Genomic DNA, 25,406 nt, shown 5'->3' on the forward strand with positions numbered 1-25,406 from the left:
GAAATGGTGATGCCTGGGGATAACGTATCGGTGACGGTAAATCTGATAGCACCGATTGCGATGGAAGACGGATTGCGATTTGCGATACGAGAAGGCGGGCGCACGGTTGGTGCCGGTGTCGTTGCAAAAATTATTGAATGATATTTTATAAGGCGAAATGAAGTTAGAGTCAATCAGATTGTGAAATTGAATCTATAAACTCGAAATTTAAATATATATGCAAAATCAAAAAATTAGAATTCGTCTAAAAGCATTCGATTATCGGTTAATAGATAAATCGGCACTTGAAATCGTAGAAACAGCAAAAAGAACTGGAGCTGTTGTTAAGGGCCCCGTTCCATTGCCGACAAGAATCGAACGTTTTGATGTGTTGAGATCGCCTCACGTAAATAAAACATCTCGCGATCAGTTTGAGATTAGAACACACCTAAGATTAATGGATATCATTGATCCAACAGATAAAACAGTCGATGCTTTGATGAAGTTAGATTTGCCCGCTGGCGTAGATGTGGAAATCAAATTATAAGTATTGTTAAATAAATAGTTAGAGTATTTAGTTATTTCTTAATAAAAACATGTGCTCTTTGATAGAGGCGGAAAATGGCAATAGGGTTAATTGGTCGTAAAGTTGGGATGACTCGAATTTTTACTGAGAATGGCGATAGCTTGCCAGTAACAGTCATTGATGTTTCCAATAATCGCATAACTCAGTTAAAGAAATATGACACAAATGGTTATTCTGCAGCGCAATTGACATTTGGAAAAAAAAGAGCGAGTAGAGTCAATAAATCAATTGCAGGACACTTCTCAAAAGCTGGTGTAGAAGCAGGAAGCATAATAAAAGAGTTTAGAGTAACTGCAGATGAAGATATCAATCAACTGCAAAATGGTGCTGTAATTACATGTGGAATATTCAATGTTGGTCAAAAGGTAGACGTATCTGGGACAACTATTGGTAAAGGCTATGCGGGAACTATAAAGTTACATAACTTTTCTTCCAATCGTGCAAGTCACGGTAATTCAAAAGCACACAATAAACCAGGATCAATTGGAATGGCGCAAGATCCTGGTCGCGTTTTTCCCGGAAAAAGAATGTCCGGTCACATGGGTAATGTAAGAAGAACTGTTCAGAATGTAGAGATATTAAGAATTGATGAAGCAAGGAATTTATTGCTTTTGAAAGGCGCTATACCAGGATCTAAAGGCGGTAATGTTATAGTGCGTTCGAGCGTTAAAGTAAAAAAATAGACTGATTAATAAAACGAAATAACAATAGGATGAACAAGTAATGGAGTTAAAGTTTATCGGTGAAAAGAATCAGATAACAGAAAATATCACTGTTTCTGATGAACTCTTTAATAGAGATTACAATGAAGCACTTGTTCATCAAGTTATAACTTCTTATCTATCAAATGCGCGAGGAGCAACACGAGCTCAGAAAGGGCGCGCAGATGTTGCCAAGTCAACTCGTAAGCCATGGCGGCAAAAAGGAACAGGACGAGCTCGTGCCGGTATGGCATCAAGTCCAATATGGCGTGGAGGCGGAAAAATTTTTCCAAATAGCCCGGATGAGAATTACAGAAAAAAACTCAATAAAAAAATGTACCGTACCGGCATAAGTGTCATTTTGTCGCAATTAGTGCGCGATGAGCGATTAATCATCATTAATGACTTTAATGTCGATACGCATAAAACTAAAGCTTTTAGAGAAAAACTGATTGCGTTAGGACTTGATGAAGTTATGTTGATTACGAATAATGTGGATGAAAATTTGTATCTCTCATCACGTAATATGCCGCACGTTTCGGTAGTTGAGGTGAAGAATATAGATCCGGTAAGTCTTTTAAAATTTGAAAAGATTTTGCTTACAACAGAAGGATTGAAGAATCTTGAGGAACTTCTGTCATGAAGAATTCAAACATAAATCAAGAACGTTTATTAAAAGTTATATTAGCGCCACACATCTCAGAGAAAGCTACGTTTATTGGAGAGAAAAACAATCAAACGGTATTTCGTGTAGTGACAGATGCAACTAAGAAAGAGATAAAGGATGCCATAGAATTGTTATGGAAAGAACAGAAGATAGAAGTAAAAAATGTTCAAACTATAAACGTTAAAGGAAAAAGCAAAAGATTTGGACGTTTTGTGGGACACAGAAATGATTGGAAAAAAGCCATTGTAAGCATTAAGGAAGGGCAGGAATTGAGTTTTGCAAATTTTTCAAATGCAGAGGTTAAATAATGGCCCTTGTTAAATTAAAACCGACTTCACCCGGAAGAAGATCTGTAGTTAAATTAGTAAATAAGGATTTGTACAAAGGCGAACCTTATAAAAATTTAATAGAGAAACAAACTAAAACTGCGGGACGTAATCATTATGGTCGTATCACTACAAGGCATCGTGGCGGTGGTCATAAACATCACTATAGATTGATAGATTTTAAACGTGATAAAGATGATATAAGTGGTATTGTTGAGCGTATTGAATATGATCCTAATAGGACAGCTAATATTGCCTTAATTTGTTATCAAGATGGGGAAAGAAGGTACATTATTGCTCCAAAAGGATTAACGGTAGGCACAAAAATTTCTAGCGGCAAAAATGCTCAGATAAAACCAGGAGATGCGTTGCCTTTACGTAATATACCGATGGGAACGATAATTCATTGTGTAGAATTATTGCCAGGAAAAGGGGCTCAATTAGCGCGATCTGCAGGAGCATCTATACAATTACAAGCACGAGAAGGTAATTATGCACAACTGAAACTTCGTTCTGGGGAGATGCGCAAAGTGCATATTGATTGTCGTGCTACAATCGGCGAAGTAGGCAATGCTGAACATAATTTAAGATCAATAGGTAAAGCAGGCGCTGTCCGGTGGCGTGGAATTAGGCCAACGGTGCGTGGCGTGGCAATGAATCCTATTGATCACCCACATGGCGGTGGGGAAGGACGGACATCAGCCGGAAGACATCCAGTCAGTCCATGGGGAACACCAGCTAAGGGCTATAGAACTCGAAAAAATAAAAGAACAGAAGTGATGATAGTTCGTCATCGTTATTCAAAAAAAGGATAATAGGCTAAATGGCAAGATCAGTTAAAAAGGGACCATTTGTAGATACGCATTTGATGGAAAAAATAATGAAAGCGCGTGAAACAAATGATAAAAGACCTGTCAAGACATGGTCAAGACGATCCACAATATTGCCAGATTTTATTGGAATGACGGTGGCCGTTCATAATGGTAAGCAACATATTCCTGTTTTTGTGACAGAAAATATGGTTGGTCATAAATTTGGTGAATTTTCACTTACACGTACTTTTAAAGGCCATGCTGGCGATAAAAAAGCAGTTACTAAGCGATAGGAATAAATATGGAAACTACTGCTAAATTACGCGGAGTCAGGTTATCAGCACAAAAAGGACGTCTTGTAGCAGATCAAATAAGAGGCCTGTCAGTTGACAAAGCGCTGAATATTTTGACTTTTAGTCCTAAAAAGGGTGCGGAAATAATTCGCAAGATCTTAGAATCAGCTATTGCAAATGCAGAACATAATGATGGTGCTGATATTGATGAATTGAAAGTTTCATCTATATATATTGATAGAGGAGTACTGATGAAACGAACAAGCGCACGCGCCAAAGGTCGTGGCAACAGAATTGTGAAGCCAACATGTCATATCTCGTTAACAGTAAGCGATAATGGTAGTCAAATTAAATAAAATTATAGGCACTAATTGATATGGGTCAAAAAATACATCCAATCGGATTTCGTCTTTCAGTTCAAAGAAATTGGTTGTCAAGGTGGTATGCAAATAGCAATAACTTTGCAACTATGCTGAATGAAGATATAAAAGTACGGACTTTTCTTAATGAAAAGCTTAAAAATGCTTCGGTTGGTAGAGTTTTGATAGAAAGACCATCAAAAAATGCAAGAATTACTATTTATAGCTCGCGTCCAGGTGTGGTTATTGGAAAAAAGGGTGAAGACATAGAGGTATTACGTACAGAGCTCCAAAAAAGAATGGGGGTTCCCGTTCATGTTAATATTGAGGAAATTAGAAAGCCTGAATTGGATGCACAATTAATTGCTGATAATATTGCTCAGCAATTGGAAAAAAGAATTATGTTCCGTAGAGCAATGAAGCGTGCTATGCAAAATGCTATGAGACTTGGAGCTCAAGGTATTAAAATAATGAGTTCGGGTAGATTAAATGGGATTGAAATTGCCCGTACAGAATGGTATAGAGAAGGCCGTGTCCCTCTTCATACTTTAAGGGCAGATCTCGACTATGCAACATCAGAAGCTGAAACAACTTATGGCATTATTGGAATTAAAGTGTGGGTTTTTAAGGGCGAGATACTTGGGAAAAGTGACACAAATAGTTTGAATACCTCAGGTAATGTTTCTGATAGTGAAAAAAAGAAAATTAATAAAAAATCTTCTTCAGCATTTATTAAAGAATCTGACTCTAAAATAGATAAAATCATTGAATGATAAAAGCATTTATTACTGTTACTAGATTCTTTAATATCTGATAAAAATAAATTCTGGGGAAAAATATGCTTCAACCAGCGCGAACTAAATATAGAAAGCAACAAAAAGGAAGAAATACAGGCATCGCAACACGTGGTTCAAAAGTTAGCTTTGGTGAATTTGGTCTAAAAGCAGTTGATAGAGGTCGATTAACAGCTCGCCAAATAGAAGCCGCACGAAGAGCGATGACAAGGCATATTAAAAGAGGCGGCCGTATCTGGATACGGATTTTTCCAGATAAACCAATTTCCCATAAACCCGCTGAGGTTCGGATGGGAAACGGTAAGGGAAGTCCAGAGTATTATGTTGCTGAAATACAGCCAGGAAAAGTACTGTATGAGATGGATGGAGTGAGTGAAGAATTAGCGAAAGAAGCATTTAGGCTGGCTGCAGCAAAATTACCAATTAAAACAGTGTTTACTATCAGGCAATTTGGCGGATGACAATGAAAGTTAGTGAATTAAAAGAAAAATCAATATCTGAACTTAACAAGGAACTTATTTCCTTATTAAGAGTGCAGTTTAGCTTAAGAATGCAATTGGCAACGCAGCAACTTTCAGACACAAGTCGAATGAAAATAATTAGAAAAGATATCGCAAGAGTTAAAACAATTATGACTCAGAAAGCAAGTTAACTATGAATAGTGAAAAATTAAAACGTACACTGACTGGGCGTATCACAAGTAATAAAATGGATAAAACAGTTACAGTTCTAGTTGAGCGTCGAATAAAGCATCCGCTGTATGGGAAATTTGTAATTAGATCAAAAAAATATCATGCGCATGTTTTTGATGAACAACTTTCAATAGGTGATATTGTATTAATTGAAGAATGTCGTCCATTATCGAAAACCAAAAACTGGAAAGTAGTAAAACATGTAAATAACGAATCCGAGAGATAAATAGTTTTATTTTTATTCCAGGCGTTATTTATCATAAAGTATGTGAGCCAAGAAAGTTTTCTTGTATAATGCTGCCTCTTCGATTCTTAGTAATACTTATTTAAAATAATATTTATTTAATCAAAAAATTAAATAAATATTCGATATGTGTTTTTAAAAGAGAATATTAAATGATACAGATGCAATCAATATTGCGAGTTGCTGATAACACAGGTGCGAGGTCATTAATGTGTATCAAAGTTCTTGGAGGATCAAAGAGAAAATACGCGGGTATCGGCGACATAATTAAAGTGAGTATTAAAGACGCTGCACCGAGAGGACGTGTAAAAAAAGGTGAAGTTTATAACGCTATAGTTGTACGTACAGCAAAAGGTGTAAGACGTTTAGATGGCTCGTTGTTAAAATTTGATGATAATGCTGCTGTGCTTTTAAATAATAAACTCGAACCTATTGGAACACGTATATTCGGGCCAGTTACGCGTGAGTTGCGTAATGCACGTTTCATGAAGATTGTTTCGCTTGCTCCAGAAGTTCTGTAATGCCGAGAAGAGAATAATTATGAGAAAAATTAAAAAAGGTGATGATGTAATTGTACTTACAGGTAAAGATAAAGGTAAGAAAGGTACAGTATTACGCACGATTGGTTCCGAACGCTTGCTAGTACAAGGAATAAATTCGGTAAAAAAACATCAGAAGCCTAATCCTTCAACTGGAGCGACTGGCGGAATAATTAATAAAGAGATGTCAATTCACATTTCAAATGTTGCTATTTATAACTTTACTTCAAAAAGAGCTGATAGAGTTGGATTTAGATTTGATTCTAATGATAAAAAAGTACGTTTTTTTAAAGCTACAAATGATTTGATCGAAGTATAAAAAGGATTGTAATGATATGGCGCGTTTACAAGATTATTACCGAAATACAATAGCAGAAGAATTAAAAAAGCAATTTGGATACAAATCTGTAATGGAAGTACCGTGTATAACTAAGATCACACTTAATATTGGATTAGGTGAAGCGACCATCGATAAAAAAGTGATCGAGAATGCAGTTTCAGATATAAAAAAAATTTGTGGTCAACAACCGGTAGTTACACGTGCCAAGAAATCAATTGCAACTTTTAAAGTTAGAAAAGACTATCCAATAGGATGCATGGTAACTCTTAGAAAAGTTAGAATGTACGAGTTTCTCGATAAATTAATTACTATCGCAATACCAAGAATACGAGATTTCAGAGGAATATCAGGAAAATCTTTTGATGGAAGAGGAAATTATAATATGGGTATAAAAGAGCAGATTATATTCCCTGAAATAGATTACGATAAAATTGATGCTTTACGAGGCATGAATATTTCAATAACGACAACAGCAAAAAGTGATATTGAAGCGAAAGCTTTGTTGGCAGCATTTAGTTTTCCCTTCAAGAATTGAGGAATTTATGGCTAAATTATCAACAGTGAATAGAAATAATAAACGACAAAAATTAGTAGCTAAATATTTTGAAAAAAGAAAAAATTTACACAAAATAATTTCAAATTATTCACTGGATGAAGATGATAGAGCAAAAGCAAGAGAACAATTGCAGAAACTTCCGAGAGATTCTAGCGCTGTTAGATTAAGAAATAGGTGCGAATTAACAGGAAGGCCACGCGGAGTTTATTCTAAATTTGGACTTGGAAGAAACAAATTAAGAGATATGGCAATGAGTGGAAAGATCCCGGGAATCATAAAAGCTAGTTGGTAAATTTTTTTATCTGCTATATGTTTTCATAGTATAAATAATTATTATAGAGTGTAATCAATATGTGTATGAGCGATCCAATTGCAGATATGCTAACAAGAATTAGAAATGCTCAGATGGCAAGAAAGCATTCTGCTAAAATGGAATGTTCTCGCTTAAAAGTATCAATTGCTAATGTGCTTAAGGATGAAGGTTATATAGATTCTTATAATATCATTAAAGAAAATAGCAAAAGTACGCTAGAAATTGTTTTAAAATATTATGCAGGTGAGCCGGTAATTGAGAATATTAAACGTATCAGCAAACCTGGCTTAAGAATTTATAAATCAAGTAAAAATTTACCAAATGTGATGAACGGTTTAGGTATAGCTGTTGTATCAACATCACAAGGTGTTATGACGCAAAACAAAGCGCGGGTGTTGGGTATCGGTGGCGAACTCTTGTGCACTCTAGTTTAAGGATTTATTAAATGTCTCGTGTAAGTAATAATCCAATATCGATTCCTGAAAATGTTGAAATTCTTTTATCCGGACAAGATATTAAGATAAAAGGGCCTCTTGGAATTTTAGAATATCCACTTGTTTGTGAGATTAGTGTGAATCAAATAGATGGTTTTCTGAAAATTAAAGCAAACTCTAACTCTCAGCATGCAAATGCGTTATCTGGAACGTTCAGAGCATTAATTGCAAACATGGTTCATGGAGTTTCAAAAGGATTTGAAAAAAAATTGCAACTTGTTGGAGTCGGTTATAAAGCACAAGCAAATGCAAATAAATTGAGTCTTACACTCGGTTTTTCACACCCTATTGATTTTGAAATTCCAAATGGAATTAAAATTGAAACACCGTCGCAGACTGAGATAATAATCAAAGGTATAGATAAACAAAAAGTTGGACAGGTTTCAGCTGATATTAGAGCGTATAGAAAACCAGAGCCTTACAAAGGAAAAGGTGTTCGGTATTCGGATGAAGTCATTGTTCTTAAAGAAACTAAGAAAAAATAAGTGAAATTAACATGCCGAATTTAAAAAGTAAGCGTATTAGAAGATCAAAGAAAACTCGTGCCACTATAGCGGAATTAGGCGTCATTCGATTATCAATTCATAGAAGTAATTCTCATATATATGCACAATTGATTGATGACAAAAATAATAAAATTATTGCAAGTGCATCGACACTAGAGCCTGATGTAAAAAAAGAAATCAAGGCGGGTGGTAATGTAGAGGCAGCATCAATAATTGGAAAAAGAATTGCAGAAAAAGGTATTAAGTTTGGTATATCAAATATAGCATTTGACAGATCTGGGTATAAATATCATGGTCGAGTTAAGGCATTAGCTGAAGCTGCTCGTGAAGAAGGATTGAAATTTTAATAGAATTTAATGATTCCAAGGTCATAAAATATGAGTACTAAATCGATAGGGACTGAAGAAAGCGGCGATGATTTACGTGAAAAAATGGTTGCTATTAACAGAGTTACAAAGGTTGTTAAAGGTGGTCGTATTTTAGGGTTTGCGGCATTGACTGTTGTTGGTGACGGTGATGGCGGTGTTGGTATGGGTAAAGGTAAGTCTCGTGAAGTTCCGGTTGCTGTCCAGAAGGCAATGGATGAAGCTCGACGGAAAATGATAAAAATTAAATTAAAAAATGGATCTATATATCACCCTATAACTGCATCACATGGAGCTGCTAAGGTATATATGCAACCTGCTCCTGAGGGAACGGGTATCATTGCTGGTGGTCCCATGAGAGCTATATTTGAAGTAATGGGCATGACAAATATATTGGCTAAATGCATAGGCTCCACAAATCCCTATAATGTAGTTAGAGCAACATTAAAAGGCTTGAATCAAATGAACACCCCAGCAACAATAGCTGCTAAGCGTAATAAAACTATCAAAGAAATAATAGGTTGAAATCATGGTGAATTCTCAAAAAGAAAAGACTATAAAAGTTACTCTTATTAAAAGCATGATAGGAACAAAAAAATCGCATAAAGCAACAGTTCGGGGCTTAGGACTGAGGAAGCTAAATAGCTCTTCAATACTTATTGATACGCCTGAAGTGCGTGGTATGATTTACAAGATTAATTATTTAGTTAAATGCGATTAAATTATGTTTTTGAATTCTATTAAGCCTTCTTTAGGCTCAAAAAGAAATAAAGTACGAGTTGGGCGTGGAATGGGTTCAGGTGTTGGAAAAACCTGTGGAAGAGGCCATAAGGGACAAAAATCAAGATCAGGTGGATTTCATAAAGTAGGTTTTGAAGGTGGGCAAATGCCAATACAAAGACGTTTACCAAAACGAGGTTTTGTCATTTTAAAACGTCGAGAATATCCTAGCTTACGGTTAGGGGATTTAAATTCACTTTCGGAAAAAGAAATTAGTATAGAAACTTTAGTTACAAATAACTTGATTCCAAGAAAAACAAATAAAGTCAGAATCTTTAAATCTGGAAATTGTACAAAAGCTTTCAATTTTAAAAATATTATAATAAGCAAAGGAGTTAAAGATATACTTCTTACTTCTGGAAGCACAATTTCATAAAGATTTTTAATCTATATAATATGTCAAATAACCCTGTAGATAAATTTGCCGATCTTAAAAGGCGCTTATGGTTTTTACTGTTGGCGTTAATTGTCTATAGAATTGGTGCTCATGTTCCTGTTCCTGGAATAGATCCAATTGTTTTGAAAGACTTATTTGAATCGCAAGAGAGCGGTGTATTGGGTATGTTCAATATGTTTTCTGGAGGGGCTCTCTCTCGGTTTTCGATATTTGCGCTTGGAATTATGCCGTATATATCTGCTTCTATTATAATGCAACTAGGAACAGTAGCAATTCCATTTTTAGAATCCTTAAAAAAAGAAGGCGAAAGTGGTAGAAGGAAAATTACGCAATATACAAGATATGGTACTGTTGCTTTGGCATTAGTTCAAAGTTACGGAATTTCTATTGCATTACAATCTCAAGCTGGCTTAGTAATAAGTCCTGGAGGAATGTTCACGATTACTACTGTTATTACTTTAGTGACAGGCACAATTTTTTTGATGTGGTTGGGTGAACAGATTACAGAACGTGGCATCGGTAACGGAATATCATTGATAATTTTCGCTGGTATAGCCGCTGGTTTGCCAAGTGCTATAGGTGGCACTTTAGATTTGGTTAGTACTGGTTCGATGCATTTTTTAATTGCACTAGGTATATTTGTCGCAGCTGCTTGTGTAACAGGAATCGTTGTTTTTGTTGAAAAAGGACAACGACGTATTTTAGTGAATTATGCGAAACGCCAAATAGGTCAAAAGGTGTATGGAGGTCAAAGTTCCCATTTGCCTTTAAAATTAAATATGTCTGGTGTAATTCCACCGATTTTTGCTTCAAGTATAATTTTATTTCCTGCAACATTAGCTGGATGGTTTGCAAATGATGAATCTGTAACTTGGTTAAAAGACATAAGTTCAGCATTATCACCTGGACAACCGATATATGTCATTCTGTATGCGATGATGATCATTTTTTTCTGTTTCTTTTACACGGCTCTCGTTTTTAATCCGAAAGAAACCGCTGATAATCTTAAAAAAAGTGGAGCCTTTGTTCCTGGTATTAGACCTGGGGAACAGACAACACGATATATTGAAAAAATTATGTTACGTTTGACATTATCGGGTTCAATTTACGTTACATTAGTATGTTTATTGCCTGAATTTTTAATTCTGAAATGGAATGTTCCTTTTTATTTTGGAGGCACCTCTCTTTTAATTATTGTAATCGTGACGATGGATTTCATGTCACAAATTCAATCACATGTTATGTCATCGCAATATGATAGCTTACTTAAGAAAACTAACTTCAAAAGTAATCAAGCAAAATTACCTACAAGATAAATATTCGACAATTTTAGATGGCAAAAGAAGATACAATACAAATGCAAGGTGAAATTCTCGAAACACTTCCTAATGCAACATTTCGAGTAAAATTAGAGAATGGACATATAGTGTTAGGGCATATTTCTGGGAAAATGCGTATGCACTATATCAGGATTTTACCAGGTGACAAAGTAACAGTTGATTTGACGCCATATGATTTAACAAGAGCTCGTATCACTTTTAGAGCTAAATAACGAATAAACTTCCTAATAATAACTTATTACTATTTTTAATTACTAAATTTAATCTTATGAAAGTAAATGCATCAGTAAAAAAATATTGCAGAAATTGTAAAATAATTAGACGTAATAGAGTTGTGCGAGTTATTTGTATAGATCCAAGACACAAGCAACGACAAGGTTAAACATAAAGTGAAAGTAAGATTATATAGGAAAATATAAATGGCACGTATTGCTGGCGTAAACATACCTAATCATCAACATGTTGGCATTGCTCTCACTGCTATTTATGGTATTGGTAGATCTAGTTCTAAGAACATTTGTGAAGCAGTTGGTATTGATACTGATAAAAAATTAAAAGATCTTACTGAAGAACAAATTGAGCAATTACGTGATTATGTAACTAGGATGACAATTGAAGGTGATCTTCGTCGTGAAATTTCGATGAATATTAAAAGATTAATGGATTTAGGATGTTATCGAGGACTTCGACATAGGCGAGGCCTTCCGGTTCGTGGGCAACGCACTAGAACTAATGCAAGAACTAGAAAGGGTCCTCGCAAAGCAATACGTGCTCGTTAACTATATAAACAAATTGTTGTTATTTTGGATTTTATGATGAATAAAACGAATTCACGTGTTAAAAAGAAGATTAAGAAAAATGTTTCTGAGGGAATTGCTCATATACATGCATCTTTTAATAATACAATAGTTACTATAACTGATAGGCAAGGAAATGCTCTATCATGGGCAACTTCAGGTGGCGCTGGATTCAAAGGATCAAGAAAAAGTACACCATTTGCTGCGCAAGTAGCCGCTGAAACGGCAAGTAAAATAGCAATTGATTGTGGCGTCAAAAATCTTGAAGTAAAAGTAAAAGGCCCAGGTCCTGGTCGTGACTCTGCGGTAAGAGCACTGAATGCAGCTGGTTTTAAAATTACCAGTATTTCTGATGTTACGCCAGTGCCCCATAATGGTTGTCGACCACCTAAAAAACGCCGTATTTAAGGAGATATCTTGGCTCGAAATCTTGCACCAAAATGTAAACAATGCCGTCGAGAAGGCGAAAAGCTATTCTTGAAGGGAGAAAAATGTTTTACAGACAAATGCGCTATAGAACGAAGAAATTACCCACCAGGCCAACATGGTCAAAAAAAGGGGCGTTTATCTGACTACGGTGGCCAATTGCGTGAAAAGCAGAAAGTAAAAAAAATCTATGGTATTCTGGAAAAACAATTTCGAAATATTTATAAATTAGCTGATAAGGAAAGAGGTATAACTGGCGATAACTTGCTTCAATTGTTAGAAAGCCGCCTTGATAATGTCGTTTATCATATGGGATTTGGATCATCTAGATCAGAAGCACGCCAAATTGTTAGGCATAACAGTATTTTGGTAAATGGACATAAAGTTAATATACCATCTTATTTAGTTAATGTCGGAGACGCAGTCGAAATTGATAAAAATGCGAAAAATCAATTACGTATTAAATCTTCTATTGAAACAGCCAACAATCGAAATTTTCCTTCATGGATAGATGTAAATGTTAACGAAATGAAAGGTATCTATAAAATGAAACCTGAACGTTCAGATTTACCTGCTTCTATTAATGAATCATTGATAATTGAATTATATTCAAAATAATCAATATAGATTTTAGACAAAAGGATTTTTTATGCTCGGTACGGAGCTGCTTACACCACGAATTATTGATGTTCAGAATATCTCTCCATTGCACGCCAAAGTTGTGATGGAACCCTTTGAAAGAGGTTATGGCCATACATTAGGTAATGCACTTCGAAGAATTCTATTATCTTCAATGTCAGGTTTTGCTCCTACAGAAGTAAAGATTGCAGGAATAGTTCACGAATATTCTGCTTTAGATGGAGTCCAAGAAGATATTGTTGATATTTTATTAAATATTAAAGGGATAGTCCTGAAACTTCATAATAATGATGAAGCTACTTTATACTTGAGGAAAAATGGAAAAGGTGTCGTTACTGCTGGCGATATTGAAACTGGACACGATGTTGAAATAATTAATCCTGAACACATCATTGCTCATTTGACTGCAGATAGTAAAATAAATATTGAATTAAGAGTTGAGAAGGGAAGAGGATTTGTCCCGGCGACAATTAGGAAAAATAAGAATATTGACAAAGATATAGGAACAATTTTTTTGGATGCTTCTTTTAGTCCAGTTAGACGCGTTAGTTATACCGTTGAAAGTGCTCGAGTAGAGCAACGCACAGATCTGGATAAATTGATCATTGATCTTGAAACAAATGGGGTTGTTGAACCAGAAGAAGCAATTCGATATGCAGCCCGTGTTTTAGTGCAGCAACTATCTGTTTTTGCTGATTTGGAAAGTACTCCTATTCCAAAAGAAAAACCGCAGATGCCTCAGATTGATCCAATTTTACTTCGCCCTGTTGATGATTTAGAACTAACTGTAAGATCTGCTAATTGTTTGAAAGTAGAAAACATTTACTACATTGGAGATTTGATTCAGCGTACAGAAGCTGAGTTACTGAGAACACCAAATTTAGGAAGAAAATCTCTCAATGAAATAAAAGAAGTATTAGCATCGAGAGAACTCACCTTAGGAATGAAATTAGATAATTGGCCACCTGCTAATTTAGAAAATATATCGAAGGATCAGAATCATGCGTCATAATAATGCATTTAGGAAATTAAATAGAACTAGTAGTCACAGGTTGGCCATGTTTCGTAACATGAGTAATTCATTATTACGTCATGAGGTGATTACTACGACACTTCCAAAAGCTAAAGAACTCAGAAGCTATGTCGAGCCTGTTATTACTCTAGGCAAAAAGCCATCCTTGTCCAATCGTAGGGCCGCATTTGATAAATTGCGTGATCGCCAAATTGTGACTAAATTATTTGATGAACTTGGACCACGTTATATTACGCGACCTGGTGGATATGTCAGAATTCTTAAGTTCGGATATAGAAAAGGTGACAATGCTCCAATGGCACTCGTAGAACTGCTTGATCGACCAATTCAGGAGACATCGGACAAGAAAGAGATCAGTGAAGATTAATATCTTTTTTCTCACTTTTATCTATCTGTTATTTAGCAAAAATTTGTTATTAATAAAACCTTCTTATCTCTCATATTTGGAAGAAAGTTAAAAATATTATTTTAACTAAAGTTAATTTATTAAATAAAAATAAGATTCTTAATTTTATATCTTATTACTCCAAAAAATTTGATATAAAAATATTTAATATAATTGATTCTACGAATAATTACTTATTGAATAGATTCGATAAATCAGAATACGATAATAATCCTATAGTTATTGCGGCTGCTGAGATTCAATTGAAAGGACGTGGTCGAGAAAATCGCAAATGGCATAGTGGTACATTAGGGAATACGCTAACCTTTTCGATACTCTGGCGTTTCAGAAATGGTGTTTCTGTTTTATCTGGCTTGAGCTTAGTAATTGGTATTGTTCTCGTACGTGTCTTAAGATCCTTTTCAGATAGTAATATTTACCTTAAATGGCCTAACGATATTCTGCATGAAACTAGTAAATTGGCAGGTATATTGGTTGAGCTTCGTGGAAAAATAGATGGCCCAGCATTTGCGGTTATTGGAGTTGGTATAAATTTTCATCTTCCGTTCTCGATTAAATCTCATATCCAGCAAAAAGTAACTGATTTATTGCAATGCACAGGTAAGGTGCATGATCGTAATGAAATATTTGGTGCGTTGCTTGTGCAGTTATACACCGTTTTAACTGATTTTGAGAAATATGGTTTCTCATATTTCAAAGATGAATGGATAAGTTATCATGCATATCAAGGAAAAAACGTGACACTACTTTTTCCAAATAAGCAATCTGTTGTTGGAGTTGTTGATGATGTAAATGAAGACGGTTCTATTTGCTTAATTACACCTAACGGTAAACAGTCTTATAGTACTGGTAATATCTCTATGCGCTTAAAAGATAATTAAGCGACAAATGAATCCCACTTTATTAATCATTGATTCTGGAAATTCTTTTGTTAAATGGGGATTGTTTAATAATGATCTTTGGTTAATCCAACGCCGTGTTTCGTATGATGATATCTCTGAGTTAGAAACTGAATTCAGTGTTTTATCTGAACCGCATTTAATTATAATTTCGCATGTAGCACGTGATGAAACAAAAAACGAAATTTGTAAGCTCATTTCACGATGGTCAATACAACCGATATGGCACCATTCACAATCCTATCAATGTGGTGTTTTAAATGGTTATTCAGATCCAAAGCAATTGGGCAGTGATCGTTGGGCTGCTTTAATTGCTGCATGGAACATTGAGCACAAGGCTTGTTTAGTTATTAACGCTGGCACTGCGGTAACAATCGATACACTATCTGACAGCGGAAAATTCTTAGGCGGCATCATTTTACCCGGTTTTCATTTGATGCTTAATAGCCTTTATTCCGGTACTCAATTGGAGTCTATTTCTAATAGATTGGGTGTCTACCAAAATTTTCCCGTTAATACGCAAAATGCAATTCATAGTGGCATAATACAAAGCTTGGTAGGTGCTATAGATCGTATGTATGATGTTTTATCCACACTACTTACGCATTCAGCTATAAATTGCATCATCAGTGGTGGAAACGCATCGTTGCTAAGCCCTTTTATTAAATATCCGGCAAAGATAATTGACAACTTAGTTTTGGAAGGATTGGTAGTGATTGCTAAAGATGAATTGAATAGAAAAGAATTATCCAGTTCATAAAATTTCATGCACTTATTCCAGAAAGCAACTTTTTATACCTCTGTAAATGATATGCATGCATTGCCACAGCATACTGGGGTTGAGATTGCTTTTGCGGGAAGATCAAATGCTGGTAAATCAAGTGTTATAAATACTTTGGCCAATAAGAACCGGTTGGCTTTTGTGAGTAAAACACCAGGGCGCACTCAACATATTAATTTTTTTCAATTGAATGAAAGCCAGTTTCTCGTTGATTTACCCGGGTATGGCTATGCGAAGGTTCCGGATAACATCCGCAAGCATTGGGAAGAGTTATTAAGTCAATATTTACAGACGCGAGAATCACTGAAAGGTTTAGTGTTGATCATGGATATCCGGCATCCGTTCAAAGCACTGGATATTCAGATGTTGGATTGGTTTATACCGACAGGAAAGACAGTTCACATTATATTGACGAAAGCTGATAAATTGAGTAAACAACAAGCAAACATTACGTTACAGCATGCGACGCAATATGTGCATGAATCATACCCGGGATGTAGCGTGCAGTTATTTTCTAGCTTGGCTCGTAGCGGGATAGAAGATGCTACTTCCGTTATTAATTCTTGGTTAAGTGTTGATTAGCGTTTAGTATTGAGCGATTCAAGTTATAAAAAAAGCCCCCGGCTAAAGGGGAGTAAAACCGGGGGGAATCGCCTTAATATCACACTTAAGGCCCTGTCTCAGGGAGGAAAGACAGGGGGACGATCAAGATGTCCTTTGCTAAGAGACCTTCTCGACTGTATTAGTTCCTCAAATTAATAGAATTATTTTTTATCGTATTATTTTTCCTGATTTTTATTTATGTCTTTGTATAGCCAATTTCCGCAAAAAAGAATGCGACGCATGCGTCGTGACGAATTTTCCCGCCGCCTCATGCAAGAGACTCATCTTCGTGCAGATGATTTGATTTATCCGGTATTTGTTTTGGATGGGAAGAATCGCAGCGAGAATGTGAAATCAATGCCGGGAATTGTCAGGCAAAGTTTGGATTTGTTAATGGCACAAGCGGAGAATTGTTTGCGGCTTGGTATTCCAGCTCTGGCTATTTTTCCGGTGATTGACACTGAATTTAAGAATCTGACTGCGAGTGAAGCCTACAATCCCGATGGATTGGTTCCTAGAGTAGTGCAGCAGCTGAAACAGAATTTTCCCGAGCTGGGGGTCATTACGGATGTTGCGCTTGACCCGTATACCAGCCATGGTCAGGATGGTCTCATTGATCAACACGGTTACGTCATGAACGATGAAACCGTGAATGTTTTGTGTCAGCAAGCGTTGGTGCATGCACAAGCTGGAGCTGACGTTGTCGCGCCTTCCGACATGATGGATGGACGCATAGCAGCGATCCGGAATGGTTTGGACAGCCAGCAATTTATTCATACCCGTATATTGGCGTACTCCGCAAAGTATGCTTCAAGTTTCTATGGACCGTTTCGTGATGCGGTTGGGTCTGCAGCGAATCTTGGCGCGGGGAATAAATATACCTATCAGATGGATCCGGCAAACTCCGATGAGGCGTTATGGGAAGTTGGGTTGGATTTGAACGAGGGAGCTGATATGGTGATGATTAAACCCGGCATGCCTTATCTGGATATCGTTCGTCGTGTGAAGGATCAATTCGGTGCGCCCACTTTTGTATACCAAGTGAGCGGCGAGTATGCCATGCTGAAAGCTGCCGCGATTAACGGATGGTTAGATGAAGAAGCTTGCGTGCTGGAATCGCTGCTTTCATTTAAACGCGCTGGTGCGGACGGAATATTGACTTATTACGCGATAGAAGCTGCAAATTGGCTCAAGAAGAGACAATAAGCCATTAAATAGCGAGTAATAATAGAACTAGAACAGTTGATCTTGTAAATCTCGAGTAACTTTCGGTGTATGTTCAACCGGATTTTCATTTAGCGGCGGAAGCTGCTCGCTAAGAAAATACTCGGTCATATCTCCGCCGGATTCCCTGAATCCGGTGGCTGAGTTAATTCTTGCGGCAACGACACCATTGGGTGGTTTGTATTCTGCCATTGCGACGCCTTTCAACACAGGACCCATATAATCCATCCAAATCGGTAACGCAACACGCCCGCCGGTCTCATTGTTTCCCAACGATTTTGGCTCGTCATATCCTGTCCAGGCAATGGTTACCAGGTCTTTTTGGAAACCGCAAAACCAAGCATCGATAAAATTGCTGGTCGTACCGGTTTTTCCCGCGAGATCGGTGCGTCCCAGTTGTCTTGCCTTGGCTGCTGTACCCTGATTCACAACATCCTGCATCATGCTGGTCATGATAAAGGCATTGCGCGGATCGATCACACGTTTTGCCCCATTGGTAACGGAGACAGGTTGGAATTGCTCGATGATATTGCCTTTCTCATCTTCGATTTTCTTGATGAAATAAGGTGCGATGCGGAAACCGCCGTTGGCAAAAACCGCATATCCGGCAGCCATTTGCATCGGTGTGACGGAACCCGAGCCGAGCGCCATCGGTAAGTAGGGTGGATGACGGCTAGCATCGAAACCGAATCGCGTAATGTAATCTTGCGCATACTGTATACCGATCGCCTGCAAGATCCGGATCGACACAAGATTCTTTGATTTAGTTAGCGCCGTGCGCATGCGCATCGGTCCTTCAAATTTGCCATCGAAATTTTTTGGTTCCCATAGCTGACTGCCGGTCTGGGTTGCGCTGAACGAGAGCGGGGCATCGTTGATAATGGTGGCTGGAGTAAAACCTTTTTCCAATGCGGCCGAATAAATAAAAGGTTTGAAACTGGAACCCGGCTGCCGCCATGCCTGTGTGACATGATTGAATTGATTTTTATAGAAATCAAATCCACCGATCAATGCACGGATAGCACCATCATTGGGGTCGATAGAAACAAGCGCTGCTTCTATTTCCGGTAGCTGGACGATATGCCAGACATTCTTCTGATTTTTTTGCACACGGATTAATGCACCGGGGGTAATATATTTTTTGCCGGGATCTTTTTTCTCAACCAAAAATTTCTGTGCGAATTTTAGTCCATCACCAGTGATTTCAATGACTTCTCCACCCTTTTTATAAGCCTGAACGGCATTAGGTTTAGCCGCTATTACAACGGCTGCATAAATATCATCGCTATCGTTGATTTCGTCCAGCGCGTCGTCCAGTGTTTTTTCTTGATTGCCGCCATATTTCATCAGATCGATATAAGCTTCGGGACCGCGATAACCACGGCGTCTGTCGTAATCGATCACATTTTTACGGAGCGCCTGATAAGCGGCTTCCTGATCCAGCTGCCGCAGAGTGGTATAAACCTTGATCCCTTTATCGTAGGTTTCTTCCTGATATCGATCATAGATGACCTGGCGGACCATTTCTGCCACATACTCGGCACGCATTGCAAAGGCGGTTGATTGCTTCTTCACGGGAACAGGCTGTTTTTCCAGTTCACTCAATTCGTTACTGGAAATGTAATTGAGTTTATGAAGCCGGCCCAATACGTACAATTGCCGGCTTTTCGCCCGCTTTGGATTGCTGATCGGGTTATAACTTGAAGGCGCCTTGGGCAATCCGGCCAGCATGGCGGCTTCTACGATATTGATTTCTTGTAATGACTTTCCGAAGTAGGTGTATGCCGCCGCTGCAAAACCATAACTGCGGTGCCCCAGGTAAATTTGATTCACGTACAGTTCTAAAATCTTGTCTTTGCTTAGGCTGTGTTCAATCTTGAATGCCAGTAGCGCTTCGCTGAGTTTCCGGGTTAGTGTTTTTTCCCTGGTCAGAAAAAAATTCCGGGCGACTTGCATGGTAATCGTACTGGCACCTTGGCGGACGCTGCCTGCGGAGAAATTGGAATAGGCCGCGCGCAATACACCCAAATAATCAACCCCGCCATGTTCGTAAAAGCGATCATCTTCCGCCGCAAGAATGGCTTGTTTCAGATGCTCTGGCACTTCAGAGATACTGACCACATTTCTTCGTTCCGCGCCAAACTCACCGATTATCTGACCTTCTTCGCTGTATATGCGTAAAGGTATTTTCGGGCGATAGTCCGTCAGCGTATCCAGTGATGGCAAATTGGAGTAAATGACCAGTCCGGCAAAGCCTGCCAGTAGCACACCGATTAAACCTAATGCGGATAAGGTGACAAAAAAATAGTACAACCAGCGAGCAAACATGAATAATTAAATGATGAAACGGTTAAAATACAAAATTATAGGGGGTATATCTACTGTTTTTCTTTGAATAGGATTTTTCGAATTCTGTCAGAATCAACATCAATTTCTTAATCTGCTGAATAAACCTAGATTTATCTTGATAATGGGTAGTAGTTTACCTATATTCGGCTTTAACAGGGTAATTTATAATGCGCAAGTATCGCTTCTAACAAGCCAATGTTCAAGGGAAATTTTGATATCAATTTAGACTTCTTAAAGCTGAAGTCACCGCCATTGATCGGAGTGGACATCAGTTCCTCATCCGTGAAGATGGTTGAGTTATCGATGATTGGCAAAGACAATCAAGCTTACCGTATAGAACGCTATGTCATAGAATCCCTGCCGGCTGACGCCATGCAGGATGGCGGAATTGCCAATATGGAGGCAGTGACCGAAAGCCTGCGGCGCGGCTGGAAGCGGATGGGAACGCGGCAAAAGAATGTGGCGCTCGCACTGCCCGCGACGGATGTGATTACCAAAAAAATTGTAGTGCCAGCAGGGCAACGCGAGGAAGACCTGGTTTTTCAAGTAGAGAATGAAGCCAGTCAATACATTCCTTTTCCATTGGATGAAGTGGACCTGGATTTTCAAGTAACTCGATCCGTTCCGGATAATCCGGAAGAAGTCGAAGTGCTGATTGCGGCTTCGCGCAAGGAAAAAGTAGAGGATCGTGTGGCTGCCGCGCTTGCAGCCGGTATGAAGACAGTGATCGTGGACGTTGAACCTTATGCGGCACAGGCAGCATTTGAATTAACGTTGCGTCAATTACCGGGTGGCGGGAAAGATCAAGTGATTGCGCTGGTTGATATTGGCGCGACTGTCATGAAGGTAAATGTGCTGTTGAATGATGAATCGCTCTATACGCGCGATCAGCACTTCGGCGGCGATCAACTGACACAGGAAATTCATAATCAGTTTAATCTGTCACTGGAAGAGTCGGAGGCTGCTAAGCGCGGCGGGAGTTTGCCGGGAAATTACCAAGCGGAAGTACTGCAACCATTTTGCGAGACCCTGGCGATTGAAGTGATGCGCGCCATTCAGTTCTTTTACACTTCAACGCAATATACTGAAGTGAATTATATTTTTATAGCAGGAGGGTGTGCTGTTATACCCGGATTGGATGCCATCATTGCTGCACGTACGCAAGTCAGCACACTTGTTGTGAACCCATTTGCAAACATGGAGTTATCAAGCCGCATCATTTCGCGGCAATTAAACCAGGATGCACCTTCTCTTTTGATCGCCTGTGGTCTGGCATTGCGGAGCTTTGACCCATCATGATCCGCATCAACCTGCTACCTCACCGTGAACTGAAGCGCAAAGCACAGCAACAACAAATCGCGATTCTGGCCGGTGTAGCCGGTTTTCTGGGGATTGCGGCTGTCTGGAGTGTTTATGCGATGATCGACGGCGAAATAGAAAATCAAAATGCCCGAAATCAATTTTTGCAAAGCCGGATTGCTGTTCTGGATACAGAAATTGCTGAAATCCGAAATATCAAAACGCAAACTCAGGAACTGCTGTCGCGCAAATTGGTGGTGGAAACCCTGCAGAATAGCCGCTCTGAAGTCGTGCACTTACTGGATCAACTGGTAAGATTGCTTCCCGATGGTGTGTACCTGCAAAGTGTGAAGCAGAATGATCAGATTATTACGCTCACGGGATATGCGCAATCCAATGCCTGGGTATCCATGCTGATGCGCAATCTCGAATCATCGCCCTGGCTTGAATCGCCACTATTGGTGGAAATTAAGGCGATAACGGTTAATAACATCCGTCAGAACGAATTCAATATGAGAATCAAACTCAGAAGGATATCGATTGACGATGTGCAGAATTCACCAGCCAATCCCGCTGGAAAATCGTAAGGCTAAGGTATGAATGATTTGCTTATTGAATTGCGTCAGCTTGATATCAATCAAGCAGGGAGCTGGCCGGTAGCATTTAAAATTGCTGCTCTGGTCATTTTATTCATTGTTATCGTGATAGCCGGTCATTTCCTGGTGTGGCAAGACCAGACCGAAACGTTGGAGAAAATCCAAGCTGAGGAAGAAACATTAAAAAATACTTATCTTCTTAAAAAAAGAAGCGCGGTTAATTTACCGGCGTTACGCGCACAGCTAGAAGAAATAGAACAGTCGCTGAGCGCCATGTTGAAACAACTACCGGATAAATCCGAGATGGAAGCGTTGCTGGTCGATATCAACCAGGCAGGTCTGGGGCGGGGATTGCAATTTGAATTATTTAAACCGGCCGAAAAGGAAACGATCAACGCATTTTATGCCGAGCTGCCGGTTTCGATCCGGGTCACGGGCGGTTATCATGATATTGGCGCTTTTGCCAGCGATATCGCACGATTGCCGCGAATTGTCACGCTCAATGACATCGCGATCGCTCCAGCTACCGATGGAAAATTGGTATTGGATGCGGTTGCAAAGACCTACCGTTATTTGGATGAAGAAGAAATCGCAAAGCAAGCTAAGGGTAAATGATGATGATAAGAAACCTATGCCTGTTAGTATTACTTGCAATAGTTTTGATGGCGATGACTGCTTGCAGTCAAAATGACTATAGTGATTTGGAAGCTTTTATTCAAAGCTCTGGTGAAGGTTTGAAAGGCCAGATCGATCCGCTTCCCGAAATAAAACCGCATCAATATTTCACTTATCAAGCTTTCGACATTCCCAGCCCCTTCGTGCCCCGTAAAAATGGACAAGTGCAAGCAGTAGCTAGCGGAATTCAACCTGATTTGACCAGGCGTAAGGAAGTTCTGGAATCCTATCCATTGGAAAATTTATTAATGGTTGGAACATTACAGCAACATGATATGATTTTCGCCCTGATTAAATCTCCGGATGGCACACTGTATCGTGTGAAAGCCGGTAATTATTTGGGACAAAATTTCGGAAAAATTAACCATATTTCGGAATCAGAAGTTAAACTATTGGAGATTGTGCAGGATGGAGCGAATGAATGGGCTGAGAAAACTAGTACACTCATGCTGAAAAATTAGAAATAAAACAACCCTAAAGCTACCAATAATGATGAAAAGATATGGTCTCAACATCGTATTAGCAGCACTGTTGATTTGTTTTGCGACGGCAATTTTCGCGCAACAAACGATAACTGCGGAAACACCGCCCAATAGTATCCGTTCCATCGATATTTCCACTTTTCTGAATGGCGAAGTCATCGTCAAACTTGCTTTAGATCAACCGCTTTCCGTTCTGCCGACGGGAGTTGCGTTGGATAACCCGCACCGCATTTATTTCGATTTCCATCAAGTCACCAATGGCTTGGGCAGAAATGTGCAAGAAGCTGCCGAAGGTGATTTACGCAGCGTCAATATTGTGCAAGTTGGGGATCGCACCCGGCTGGTGATGAATTTGGCAAGGCTCATGCGGCATGACATTCGTGCACAAGAAAACATTCTCTTTGTCCGGCTCGTGAGCGTGCCAGAGAACCCGGCAACCGCTACCGCCATCCGGTTTGCCGAAGAGACGCCCAATCAGCACATGAACAGTTTGCAGGATATCGATTTCCGCCGTGGTACAAAGGGGGAAGGCCGGATTGAAGTGGACATGACAAAGCTGGGCGCGACTGTTGATGTGCAGACTCAAGGCGATGACGTTTTCGTTGAGTTTGTCGATACATTGCTGCCCGGTAGTTTGAAAAGACGATATGACGTGGTCGATTTTGCGACTCCCGTGCAAACCATCGAAGCATCGAAGAAAGGCAATAACGTCCGGATGCACGTGAAATCCGGCGGACGCTGGGAACATTCGGCGCGGCAATCCGGTACCCGGTTTGTTCTGGAAATCCGTGCATTGAGCGAGGATGAAGAAGAAATTGCAAAGAAGCAACGGGCCAACGGCGGATATACCGGAGAAAGATTATCGCTTAATTTCCAGGATGTGGAAGTGCGCGCGGTTCTGCAAGTCATCGCTGATTTTACCAATCTGAATATCATTGCCAGCGATTCCGTCGCAGGCAATCTCACGCTGCGCTTGAAGGACGTTCCGTGGGATCATGCGCTCGACATCGTGTTGCAGGCGCAAGGTCTAGATAAACGTAAGACCGGCAATGTCATTTTTGTGGCGCCGCGAAAGGAAATGGCGGACAGGGAATTGCTCGATGTTGAAGCGAAGATGCAAATCGCCGATATGGAACCGCTGCGTTCGGAAATTTTTCGCTTGAATCACCGCAGGGTGAATTCCATGTCGTTTGAAAGCATGCTCAGCAAACGCGGCACGATCAATGTGGACGAAATCAGTAATACGATTACCGTTACCGATATTCCGGCTCGATTGGACGAAGTCAGGAAACGTATTCAGAAATTGGATATTTTTGAAAGACAAGTCATGATCGAAGCCCGTATTGTGGAAGCGACCGATCTATTTAGCCGTAATCTGGGAGCCCGTTTCGGGATCCAGAATTCAACCAATTTGGGAAGTCAGGGGCTTGGAATTTCCGGTAATTTGGCTGATTCGAGTGCTTTAGCTGGCGGCAGTTCGGCGGGAGGAGGGAGTAATCTGAACGTCAACTTGCCCGCAGCAGCAGCGACCGGATTGCTGGGAGGCCCCGCTGCATTGGGATTGAGTTTGTTAAAGATTAACAATAACCGGCTCATTAACTTGGAACTGTCCGCGCTGGAGACTGACCAGAAAGGGCGGATTATCGCTAGTCCGCGTGTGGTAACAGCGCATGGTGTGGAAGCGATTATCGAACAAGGCGATAGGGTGCCGTATCAACAAGCGACCAGCAGCGGTGCCACCAGTATCCGTTTTATGGATGCTACGCTGCGATTGAAAGTGAAACCGCTGATTACTTACAATGGTCAGATCGACATGGAACTCAATGTCAATCAGGACAAGATCGGTACTGCAATCAACCAGTTTCTGCCGCCGCCGATCAATACCAAACAGGTCACGACCAAGGTTCTGGTAGAAAACGGTGGAACGGTGGTGATTGGCGGTATTTTTGATCGCACCGAAAACGAAGTGGTTAACAAAGTGCCGATGCTGGGCGATATCCCGGTACTGGGTTACGTTTTCCGTAATACCACTAAAGTCGATAACAAGCGTGAATTGCTGATTTTTGTGACGCCGCGCATCTTGAGCGAGAATCTCAATCTTCAGTAGTTGCCGG

The 25,406-nt window shown here is 39.3% G+C and carries 39 protein-coding genes and 1 pseudogene; 39 read left to right on the forward strand and 1 reads right to left on the reverse strand.

From position 1 onward, the window contains the following. The 34 genes and pseudogenes from tuf to hemB form a co-directional block, all read left to right on the forward strand. Positions 1-141 (forward strand): annotated as a pseudogene (gene tuf / locus BLU57_RS08800) (elongation factor Tu); the annotation flags it as partial. A gap of 76 nt (positions 142-217) precedes the next feature. Continuing rightward, the gene (gene rpsJ, locus BLU57_RS08805; protein WP_013966801.1) at positions 218-526 is read left to right on the forward strand and encodes a 30S ribosomal protein S10; all 309 of its coding nucleotides are present in this window, start codon (positions 218-220) and stop codon (positions 524-526) included. A gap of 74 nt (positions 527-600) precedes the next feature. Then, positions 601-1,248: a 50S ribosomal protein L3 gene (gene rplC, locus BLU57_RS08810; protein WP_090319375.1), complete on the forward strand. Its 648-nt coding sequence runs from the start codon at positions 601-603 to the stop codon at positions 1,246-1,248. A gap of 40 nt (positions 1,249-1,288) precedes the next feature. Next, positions 1,289-1,909 (forward strand): 50S ribosomal protein L4, encoded by a 621-nt coding sequence (rplD, locus tag BLU57_RS08815; protein ID WP_090319377.1) that lies wholly within the window; start codon positions 1,289-1,291, stop codon positions 1,907-1,909. Beyond that, positions 1,906-2,241, forward strand: a complete 336-nt coding sequence (gene rplW, locus BLU57_RS08820; RefSeq protein WP_090319380.1) for a 50S ribosomal protein L23 — start codon at positions 1,906-1,908, stop codon at positions 2,239-2,241. Before rplD ends, rplW begins: the two co-directional genes overlap by 4 nt. Further along, complete coding sequence (gene rplB / locus BLU57_RS08825) at positions 2,241-3,074, forward strand: 50S ribosomal protein L2 (RefSeq protein WP_090319383.1); 834 nt, start codon at positions 2,241-2,243, stop codon at positions 3,072-3,074. Before rplW ends, rplB begins: the two co-directional genes overlap by 1 nt. 8 nt (positions 3,075-3,082) lie before the next feature. Further along, the gene (rpsS, locus tag BLU57_RS08830; protein ID WP_090319386.1) at positions 3,083-3,364 is read left to right on the forward strand and encodes a 30S ribosomal protein S19; all 282 of its coding nucleotides are present in this window, start codon (positions 3,083-3,085) and stop codon (positions 3,362-3,364) included. Positions 3,365-3,372: 8 nt separating this feature from the next. Continuing rightward, positions 3,373-3,720 (forward strand): 50S ribosomal protein L22, encoded by a 348-nt coding sequence (gene rplV, locus BLU57_RS08835; protein WP_090319389.1) that lies wholly within the window; start codon positions 3,373-3,375, stop codon positions 3,718-3,720. Between the two features lie 20 nt (positions 3,721-3,740). Continuing rightward, on the forward strand, positions 3,741-4,496 hold the full coding sequence (rpsC, locus tag BLU57_RS08840) for a 30S ribosomal protein S3 (protein WP_090319392.1): 756 nt from the start codon (positions 3,741-3,743) through the stop codon (positions 4,494-4,496). A gap of 65 nt (positions 4,497-4,561) precedes the next feature. Further along, a complete protein-coding gene (rplP, locus tag BLU57_RS08845; RefSeq protein ID WP_090319395.1) occupies positions 4,562-4,978 on the forward strand; it encodes a 50S ribosomal protein L16 in 417 nt (138 codons plus the stop codon). Positions 4,979-4,980: 2 nt separating this feature from the next. Continuing rightward, positions 4,981-5,169, forward strand: coding sequence for a 50S ribosomal protein L29 (gene rpmC / locus BLU57_RS08850; protein WP_090319616.1), 189 nt, complete (start codon positions 4,981-4,983; stop codon positions 5,167-5,169). A 2-nt stretch (positions 5,170-5,171) separates the two neighbouring features. Then, a complete protein-coding gene (rpsQ, locus tag BLU57_RS08855; RefSeq protein WP_090319399.1) occupies positions 5,172-5,435 on the forward strand; it encodes a 30S ribosomal protein S17 in 264 nt (87 codons plus the stop codon). A gap of 170 nt (positions 5,436-5,605) precedes the next feature. Further along, the gene (gene rplN, locus BLU57_RS08860; protein WP_090319403.1) at positions 5,606-5,974 is read left to right on the forward strand and encodes a 50S ribosomal protein L14; all 369 of its coding nucleotides are present in this window, start codon (positions 5,606-5,608) and stop codon (positions 5,972-5,974) included. Between the two features lie 19 nt (positions 5,975-5,993). Then, positions 5,994-6,311 carry a 50S ribosomal protein L24 gene (rplX, locus tag BLU57_RS08865; protein WP_090319619.1) on the forward strand — a complete coding sequence of 106 codons (318 nt, stop codon included), beginning with the start codon at positions 5,994-5,996 and terminating at the stop codon, positions 6,309-6,311. A gap of 16 nt (positions 6,312-6,327) precedes the next feature. After that, a complete protein-coding gene (gene rplE / locus BLU57_RS08870; RefSeq protein WP_090319406.1) occupies positions 6,328-6,867 on the forward strand; it encodes a 50S ribosomal protein L5 in 540 nt (179 codons plus the stop codon). Positions 6,868-6,874: 7 nt separating this feature from the next. Further along, on the forward strand, positions 6,875-7,180 hold the full coding sequence (gene rpsN / locus BLU57_RS08875; protein WP_090319409.1) for a 30S ribosomal protein S14: 306 nt from the start codon (positions 6,875-6,877) through the stop codon (positions 7,178-7,180). A 59-nt stretch (positions 7,181-7,239) separates the two neighbouring features. Then, complete coding sequence (rpsH, locus tag BLU57_RS08880; RefSeq protein WP_090319412.1) at positions 7,240-7,635, forward strand: 30S ribosomal protein S8; 396 nt, start codon at positions 7,240-7,242, stop codon at positions 7,633-7,635. Between the two features lie 11 nt (positions 7,636-7,646). Continuing rightward, positions 7,647-8,180 (forward strand): 50S ribosomal protein L6, encoded by a 534-nt coding sequence (gene rplF, locus BLU57_RS08885; RefSeq protein ID WP_090319415.1) that lies wholly within the window; start codon positions 7,647-7,649, stop codon positions 8,178-8,180. Between the two features lie 11 nt (positions 8,181-8,191). After that, positions 8,192-8,548, forward strand: a complete 357-nt coding sequence (rplR, locus tag BLU57_RS08890) for a 50S ribosomal protein L18 (protein WP_090319418.1) — start codon at positions 8,192-8,194, stop codon at positions 8,546-8,548. Between the two features lie 30 nt (positions 8,549-8,578). Continuing rightward, positions 8,579-9,091, forward strand: a complete 513-nt coding sequence (gene rpsE, locus BLU57_RS08895; protein ID WP_090319422.1) for a 30S ribosomal protein S5 — start codon at positions 8,579-8,581, stop codon at positions 9,089-9,091. A gap of 4 nt (positions 9,092-9,095) precedes the next feature. Next, positions 9,096-9,287, forward strand: coding sequence for a 50S ribosomal protein L30 (gene rpmD / locus BLU57_RS08900; RefSeq protein ID WP_090319425.1), 192 nt, complete (start codon positions 9,096-9,098; stop codon positions 9,285-9,287). Between the two features lie 3 nt (positions 9,288-9,290). Next, positions 9,291-9,722, forward strand: a complete 432-nt coding sequence (rplO, locus tag BLU57_RS08905; RefSeq protein ID WP_090319428.1) for a 50S ribosomal protein L15 — start codon at positions 9,291-9,293, stop codon at positions 9,720-9,722. Between the two features lie 20 nt (positions 9,723-9,742). Continuing rightward, entirely contained in the window at positions 9,743-11,059 is a 1,317-nt protein-coding gene (gene secY, locus BLU57_RS08910; protein WP_090319431.1) for a preprotein translocase subunit SecY, read from the forward strand. Between the two features lie 17 nt (positions 11,060-11,076). Beyond that, on the forward strand, positions 11,077-11,295 hold the full coding sequence (infA, locus tag BLU57_RS08915) for a translation initiation factor IF-1 (protein ID WP_013966779.1): 219 nt from the start codon (positions 11,077-11,079) through the stop codon (positions 11,293-11,295). A 56-nt stretch (positions 11,296-11,351) separates the two neighbouring features. Continuing rightward, positions 11,352-11,465: a 50S ribosomal protein L36 gene (gene rpmJ / locus BLU57_RS08920; protein WP_090319434.1), complete on the forward strand. Its 114-nt coding sequence runs from the start codon at positions 11,352-11,354 to the stop codon at positions 11,463-11,465. 37 nt (positions 11,466-11,502) lie between these two features. Next, complete coding sequence (rpsM, locus tag BLU57_RS08925) at positions 11,503-11,862, forward strand: 30S ribosomal protein S13 (RefSeq protein WP_090319437.1); 360 nt, start codon at positions 11,503-11,505, stop codon at positions 11,860-11,862. Positions 11,863-11,898: 36 nt separating this feature from the next. Then, positions 11,899-12,288: a 30S ribosomal protein S11 gene (rpsK, locus tag BLU57_RS08930; protein WP_090319440.1), complete on the forward strand. Its 390-nt coding sequence runs from the start codon at positions 11,899-11,901 to the stop codon at positions 12,286-12,288. 9 nt (positions 12,289-12,297) lie between these two features. After that, the gene (gene rpsD / locus BLU57_RS08935; RefSeq protein WP_090319443.1) at positions 12,298-12,924 is read left to right on the forward strand and encodes a 30S ribosomal protein S4; all 627 of its coding nucleotides are present in this window, start codon (positions 12,298-12,300) and stop codon (positions 12,922-12,924) included. Between the two features lie 31 nt (positions 12,925-12,955). Further along, entirely contained in the window at positions 12,956-13,957 is a 1,002-nt protein-coding gene (locus BLU57_RS08940) for a DNA-directed RNA polymerase subunit alpha (RefSeq protein WP_090319446.1), read from the forward strand. Beyond that, entirely contained in the window at positions 13,947-14,345 is a 399-nt protein-coding gene (rplQ, locus tag BLU57_RS08945; RefSeq protein ID WP_090319449.1) for a 50S ribosomal protein L17, read from the forward strand. The genes BLU57_RS08940 and rplQ overlap by 11 nt, the downstream gene beginning before the upstream one ends. A gap of 179 nt (positions 14,346-14,524) precedes the next feature. Next, positions 14,525-15,265, forward strand: coding sequence for a biotin--[acetyl-CoA-carboxylase] ligase (locus BLU57_RS08950; protein WP_256206157.1), 741 nt, complete (start codon positions 14,525-14,527; stop codon positions 15,263-15,265). Positions 15,266-15,272: 7 nt separating this feature from the next. Continuing rightward, complete coding sequence (locus tag BLU57_RS08955; protein ID WP_090319455.1) at positions 15,273-16,043, forward strand: type III pantothenate kinase; 771 nt, start codon at positions 15,273-15,275, stop codon at positions 16,041-16,043. A 6-nt stretch (positions 16,044-16,049) separates the two neighbouring features. Further along, the gene (yihA, locus tag BLU57_RS08960; RefSeq protein WP_090319458.1) at positions 16,050-16,646 is read left to right on the forward strand and encodes a ribosome biogenesis GTP-binding protein YihA/YsxC; all 597 of its coding nucleotides are present in this window, start codon (positions 16,050-16,052) and stop codon (positions 16,644-16,646) included. 219 nt (positions 16,647-16,865) lie between these two features. Further along, positions 16,866-17,873, forward strand: coding sequence for a porphobilinogen synthase (gene hemB, locus BLU57_RS08965; protein WP_090319461.1), 1,008 nt, complete (start codon positions 16,866-16,868; stop codon positions 17,871-17,873). Positions 17,874-17,900: 27 nt separating this feature from the next. Here the strand turns inward: hemB and BLU57_RS08970 are convergent, their stop codons facing one another. Beyond that, positions 17,901-20,219, reverse strand: coding sequence for a penicillin-binding protein 1A (locus BLU57_RS08970; RefSeq protein ID WP_090319463.1), 2,319 nt, complete (start codon positions 20,217-20,219; stop codon positions 17,901-17,903). Between the two features lie 216 nt (positions 20,220-20,435). Between BLU57_RS08970 and BLU57_RS08975 the strand changes: the two genes are divergently transcribed. The 5 genes from BLU57_RS08975 to pilQ are packed head-to-tail and all read left to right on the forward strand — an operon-like array spanning position 20,436 to position 25,399. Beyond that, a complete protein-coding gene (locus tag BLU57_RS08975; protein WP_090319466.1) occupies positions 20,436-21,539 on the forward strand; it encodes a pilus assembly protein PilM in 1,104 nt (367 codons plus the stop codon). Beyond that, the gene (locus tag BLU57_RS08980; protein WP_090319469.1) at positions 21,536-22,126 is read left to right on the forward strand and encodes a PilN domain-containing protein; all 591 of its coding nucleotides are present in this window, start codon (positions 21,536-21,538) and stop codon (positions 22,124-22,126) included. Before BLU57_RS08975 ends, BLU57_RS08980 begins: the two co-directional genes overlap by 4 nt. Positions 22,127-22,135: 9 nt before the next feature. Continuing rightward, on the forward strand, positions 22,136-22,750 hold the full coding sequence (locus BLU57_RS08985; protein ID WP_090319471.1) for a type IV pilus inner membrane component PilO: 615 nt from the start codon (positions 22,136-22,138) through the stop codon (positions 22,748-22,750). Further along, positions 22,747-23,271, forward strand: coding sequence for a pilus assembly protein PilP (locus BLU57_RS08990; RefSeq protein WP_371113158.1), 525 nt, complete (start codon positions 22,747-22,749; stop codon positions 23,269-23,271). The genes BLU57_RS08985 and BLU57_RS08990 overlap by 4 nt, the downstream gene beginning before the upstream one ends. A 28-nt stretch (positions 23,272-23,299) precedes the next feature. Then, positions 23,300-25,399, forward strand: coding sequence for a type IV pilus secretin PilQ (pilQ, locus tag BLU57_RS08995; protein ID WP_256206148.1), 2,100 nt, complete (start codon positions 23,300-23,302; stop codon positions 25,397-25,399). Positions 25,400-25,406: the final 7 nt, after the last annotated feature.

Origin of the sequence: Nitrosomonas oligotropha, from assembly GCF_900106555.1 — a bacterium.
Classification (GTDB): Bacteria; Pseudomonadota; Gammaproteobacteria; order Burkholderiales; family Nitrosomonadaceae; genus Nitrosomonas; species Nitrosomonas oligotropha_A.

Coding starts and splice junctions, on each gene's coding strand:
- rpmD (WP_090319425.1), top strand. CDS start 9,096: ATGGTGAATTCTCAAAAAGAAAAGACTATAAAAGTTACTCTTATTAAA.
- rplD (WP_090319377.1), top strand. CDS start 1,289: ATGGAGTTAAAGTTTATCGGTGAAAAGAATCAGATAACAGAAAATATC.
- BLU57_RS08975 (WP_090319466.1), top strand. CDS start 20,436: ATGTTCAAGGGAAATTTTGATATCAATTTAGACTTCTTAAAGCTGAAG.
- secY (WP_090319431.1), top strand. CDS start 9,743: ATGTCAAATAACCCTGTAGATAAATTTGCCGATCTTAAAAGGCGCTTA.
- rplC (WP_090319375.1), top strand. CDS start 601: ATGGCAATAGGGTTAATTGGTCGTAAAGTTGGGATGACTCGAATTTTT.
- rplO (WP_090319428.1), top strand. CDS start 9,291: ATGTTTTTGAATTCTATTAAGCCTTCTTTAGGCTCAAAAAGAAATAAA.
- rplV (WP_090319389.1), top strand. CDS start 3,373: ATGGAAACTACTGCTAAATTACGCGGAGTCAGGTTATCAGCACAAAAA.
- rplB (WP_090319383.1), top strand. CDS start 2,241: ATGGCCCTTGTTAAATTAAAACCGACTTCACCCGGAAGAAGATCTGTA.
- rpmJ (WP_090319434.1), top strand. CDS start 11,352: ATGAAAGTAAATGCATCAGTAAAAAAATATTGCAGAAATTGTAAAATA.
- rpsH (WP_090319412.1), top strand. CDS start 7,240: ATGTGTATGAGCGATCCAATTGCAGATATGCTAACAAGAATTAGAAAT.
- BLU57_RS08990 (WP_371113158.1), top strand. CDS start 22,747: ATGATGATGATAAGAAACCTATGCCTGTTAGTATTACTTGCAATAGTT.
- BLU57_RS08940 (WP_090319446.1), top strand. CDS start 12,956: ATGCTCGGTACGGAGCTGCTTACACCACGAATTATTGATGTTCAGAAT.
- rpsQ (WP_090319399.1), top strand. CDS start 5,172: ATGAATAGTGAAAAATTAAAACGTACACTGACTGGGCGTATCACAAGT.
- rplR (WP_090319418.1), top strand. CDS start 8,192: ATGCCGAATTTAAAAAGTAAGCGTATTAGAAGATCAAAGAAAACTCGT.
- rplW (WP_090319380.1), top strand. CDS start 1,906: ATGAAGAATTCAAACATAAATCAAGAACGTTTATTAAAAGTTATATTA.
- rpsJ (WP_013966801.1), top strand. CDS start 218: ATGCAAAATCAAAAAATTAGAATTCGTCTAAAAGCATTCGATTATCGG.
- infA (WP_013966779.1), top strand. CDS start 11,077: ATGGCAAAAGAAGATACAATACAAATGCAAGGTGAAATTCTCGAAACA.
- rplP (WP_090319395.1), top strand. CDS start 4,562: ATGCTTCAACCAGCGCGAACTAAATATAGAAAGCAACAAAAAGGAAGA.
- rpsS (WP_090319386.1), top strand. CDS start 3,083: ATGGCAAGATCAGTTAAAAAGGGACCATTTGTAGATACGCATTTGATG.
- BLU57_RS08980 (WP_090319469.1), top strand. CDS start 21,536: ATGATCCGCATCAACCTGCTACCTCACCGTGAACTGAAGCGCAAAGCA.
- pilQ (WP_256206148.1), top strand. CDS start 23,300: ATGATGAAAAGATATGGTCTCAACATCGTATTAGCAGCACTGTTGATT.
- rpsK (WP_090319440.1), top strand. CDS start 11,899: ATGAATAAAACGAATTCACGTGTTAAAAAGAAGATTAAGAAAAATGTT.
- rpsE (WP_090319422.1), top strand. CDS start 8,579: ATGAGTACTAAATCGATAGGGACTGAAGAAAGCGGCGATGATTTACGT.
- rpsC (WP_090319392.1), top strand. CDS start 3,741: ATGGGTCAAAAAATACATCCAATCGGATTTCGTCTTTCAGTTCAAAGA.
- rpmC (WP_090319616.1), top strand. CDS start 4,981: ATGAAAGTTAGTGAATTAAAAGAAAAATCAATATCTGAACTTAACAAG.
- rpsN (WP_090319409.1), top strand. CDS start 6,875: ATGGCTAAATTATCAACAGTGAATAGAAATAATAAACGACAAAAATTA.
- rplF (WP_090319415.1), top strand. CDS start 7,647: ATGTCTCGTGTAAGTAATAATCCAATATCGATTCCTGAAAATGTTGAA.
- BLU57_RS08955 (WP_090319455.1), top strand. CDS start 15,273: ATGAATCCCACTTTATTAATCATTGATTCTGGAAATTCTTTTGTTAAA.
- yihA (WP_090319458.1), top strand. CDS start 16,050: ATGCACTTATTCCAGAAAGCAACTTTTTATACCTCTGTAAATGATATG.
- BLU57_RS08970 (WP_090319463.1), bottom strand. CDS start 20,219: ATGTTTGCTCGCTGGTTGTACTATTTTTTTGTCACCTTATCCGCATTA.
- BLU57_RS08985 (WP_090319471.1), top strand. CDS start 22,136: ATGAATGATTTGCTTATTGAATTGCGTCAGCTTGATATCAATCAAGCA.
- rplE (WP_090319406.1), top strand. CDS start 6,328: ATGGCGCGTTTACAAGATTATTACCGAAATACAATAGCAGAAGAATTA.
- rplQ (WP_090319449.1), top strand. CDS start 13,947: ATGCGTCATAATAATGCATTTAGGAAATTAAATAGAACTAGTAGTCAC.
- rplX (WP_090319619.1), top strand. CDS start 5,994: ATGAGAAAAATTAAAAAAGGTGATGATGTAATTGTACTTACAGGTAAA.
- rplN (WP_090319403.1), top strand. CDS start 5,606: ATGATACAGATGCAATCAATATTGCGAGTTGCTGATAACACAGGTGCG.
- hemB (WP_090319461.1), top strand. CDS start 16,866: ATGTCTTTGTATAGCCAATTTCCGCAAAAAAGAATGCGACGCATGCGT.
- rpsM (WP_090319437.1), top strand. CDS start 11,503: ATGGCACGTATTGCTGGCGTAAACATACCTAATCATCAACATGTTGGC.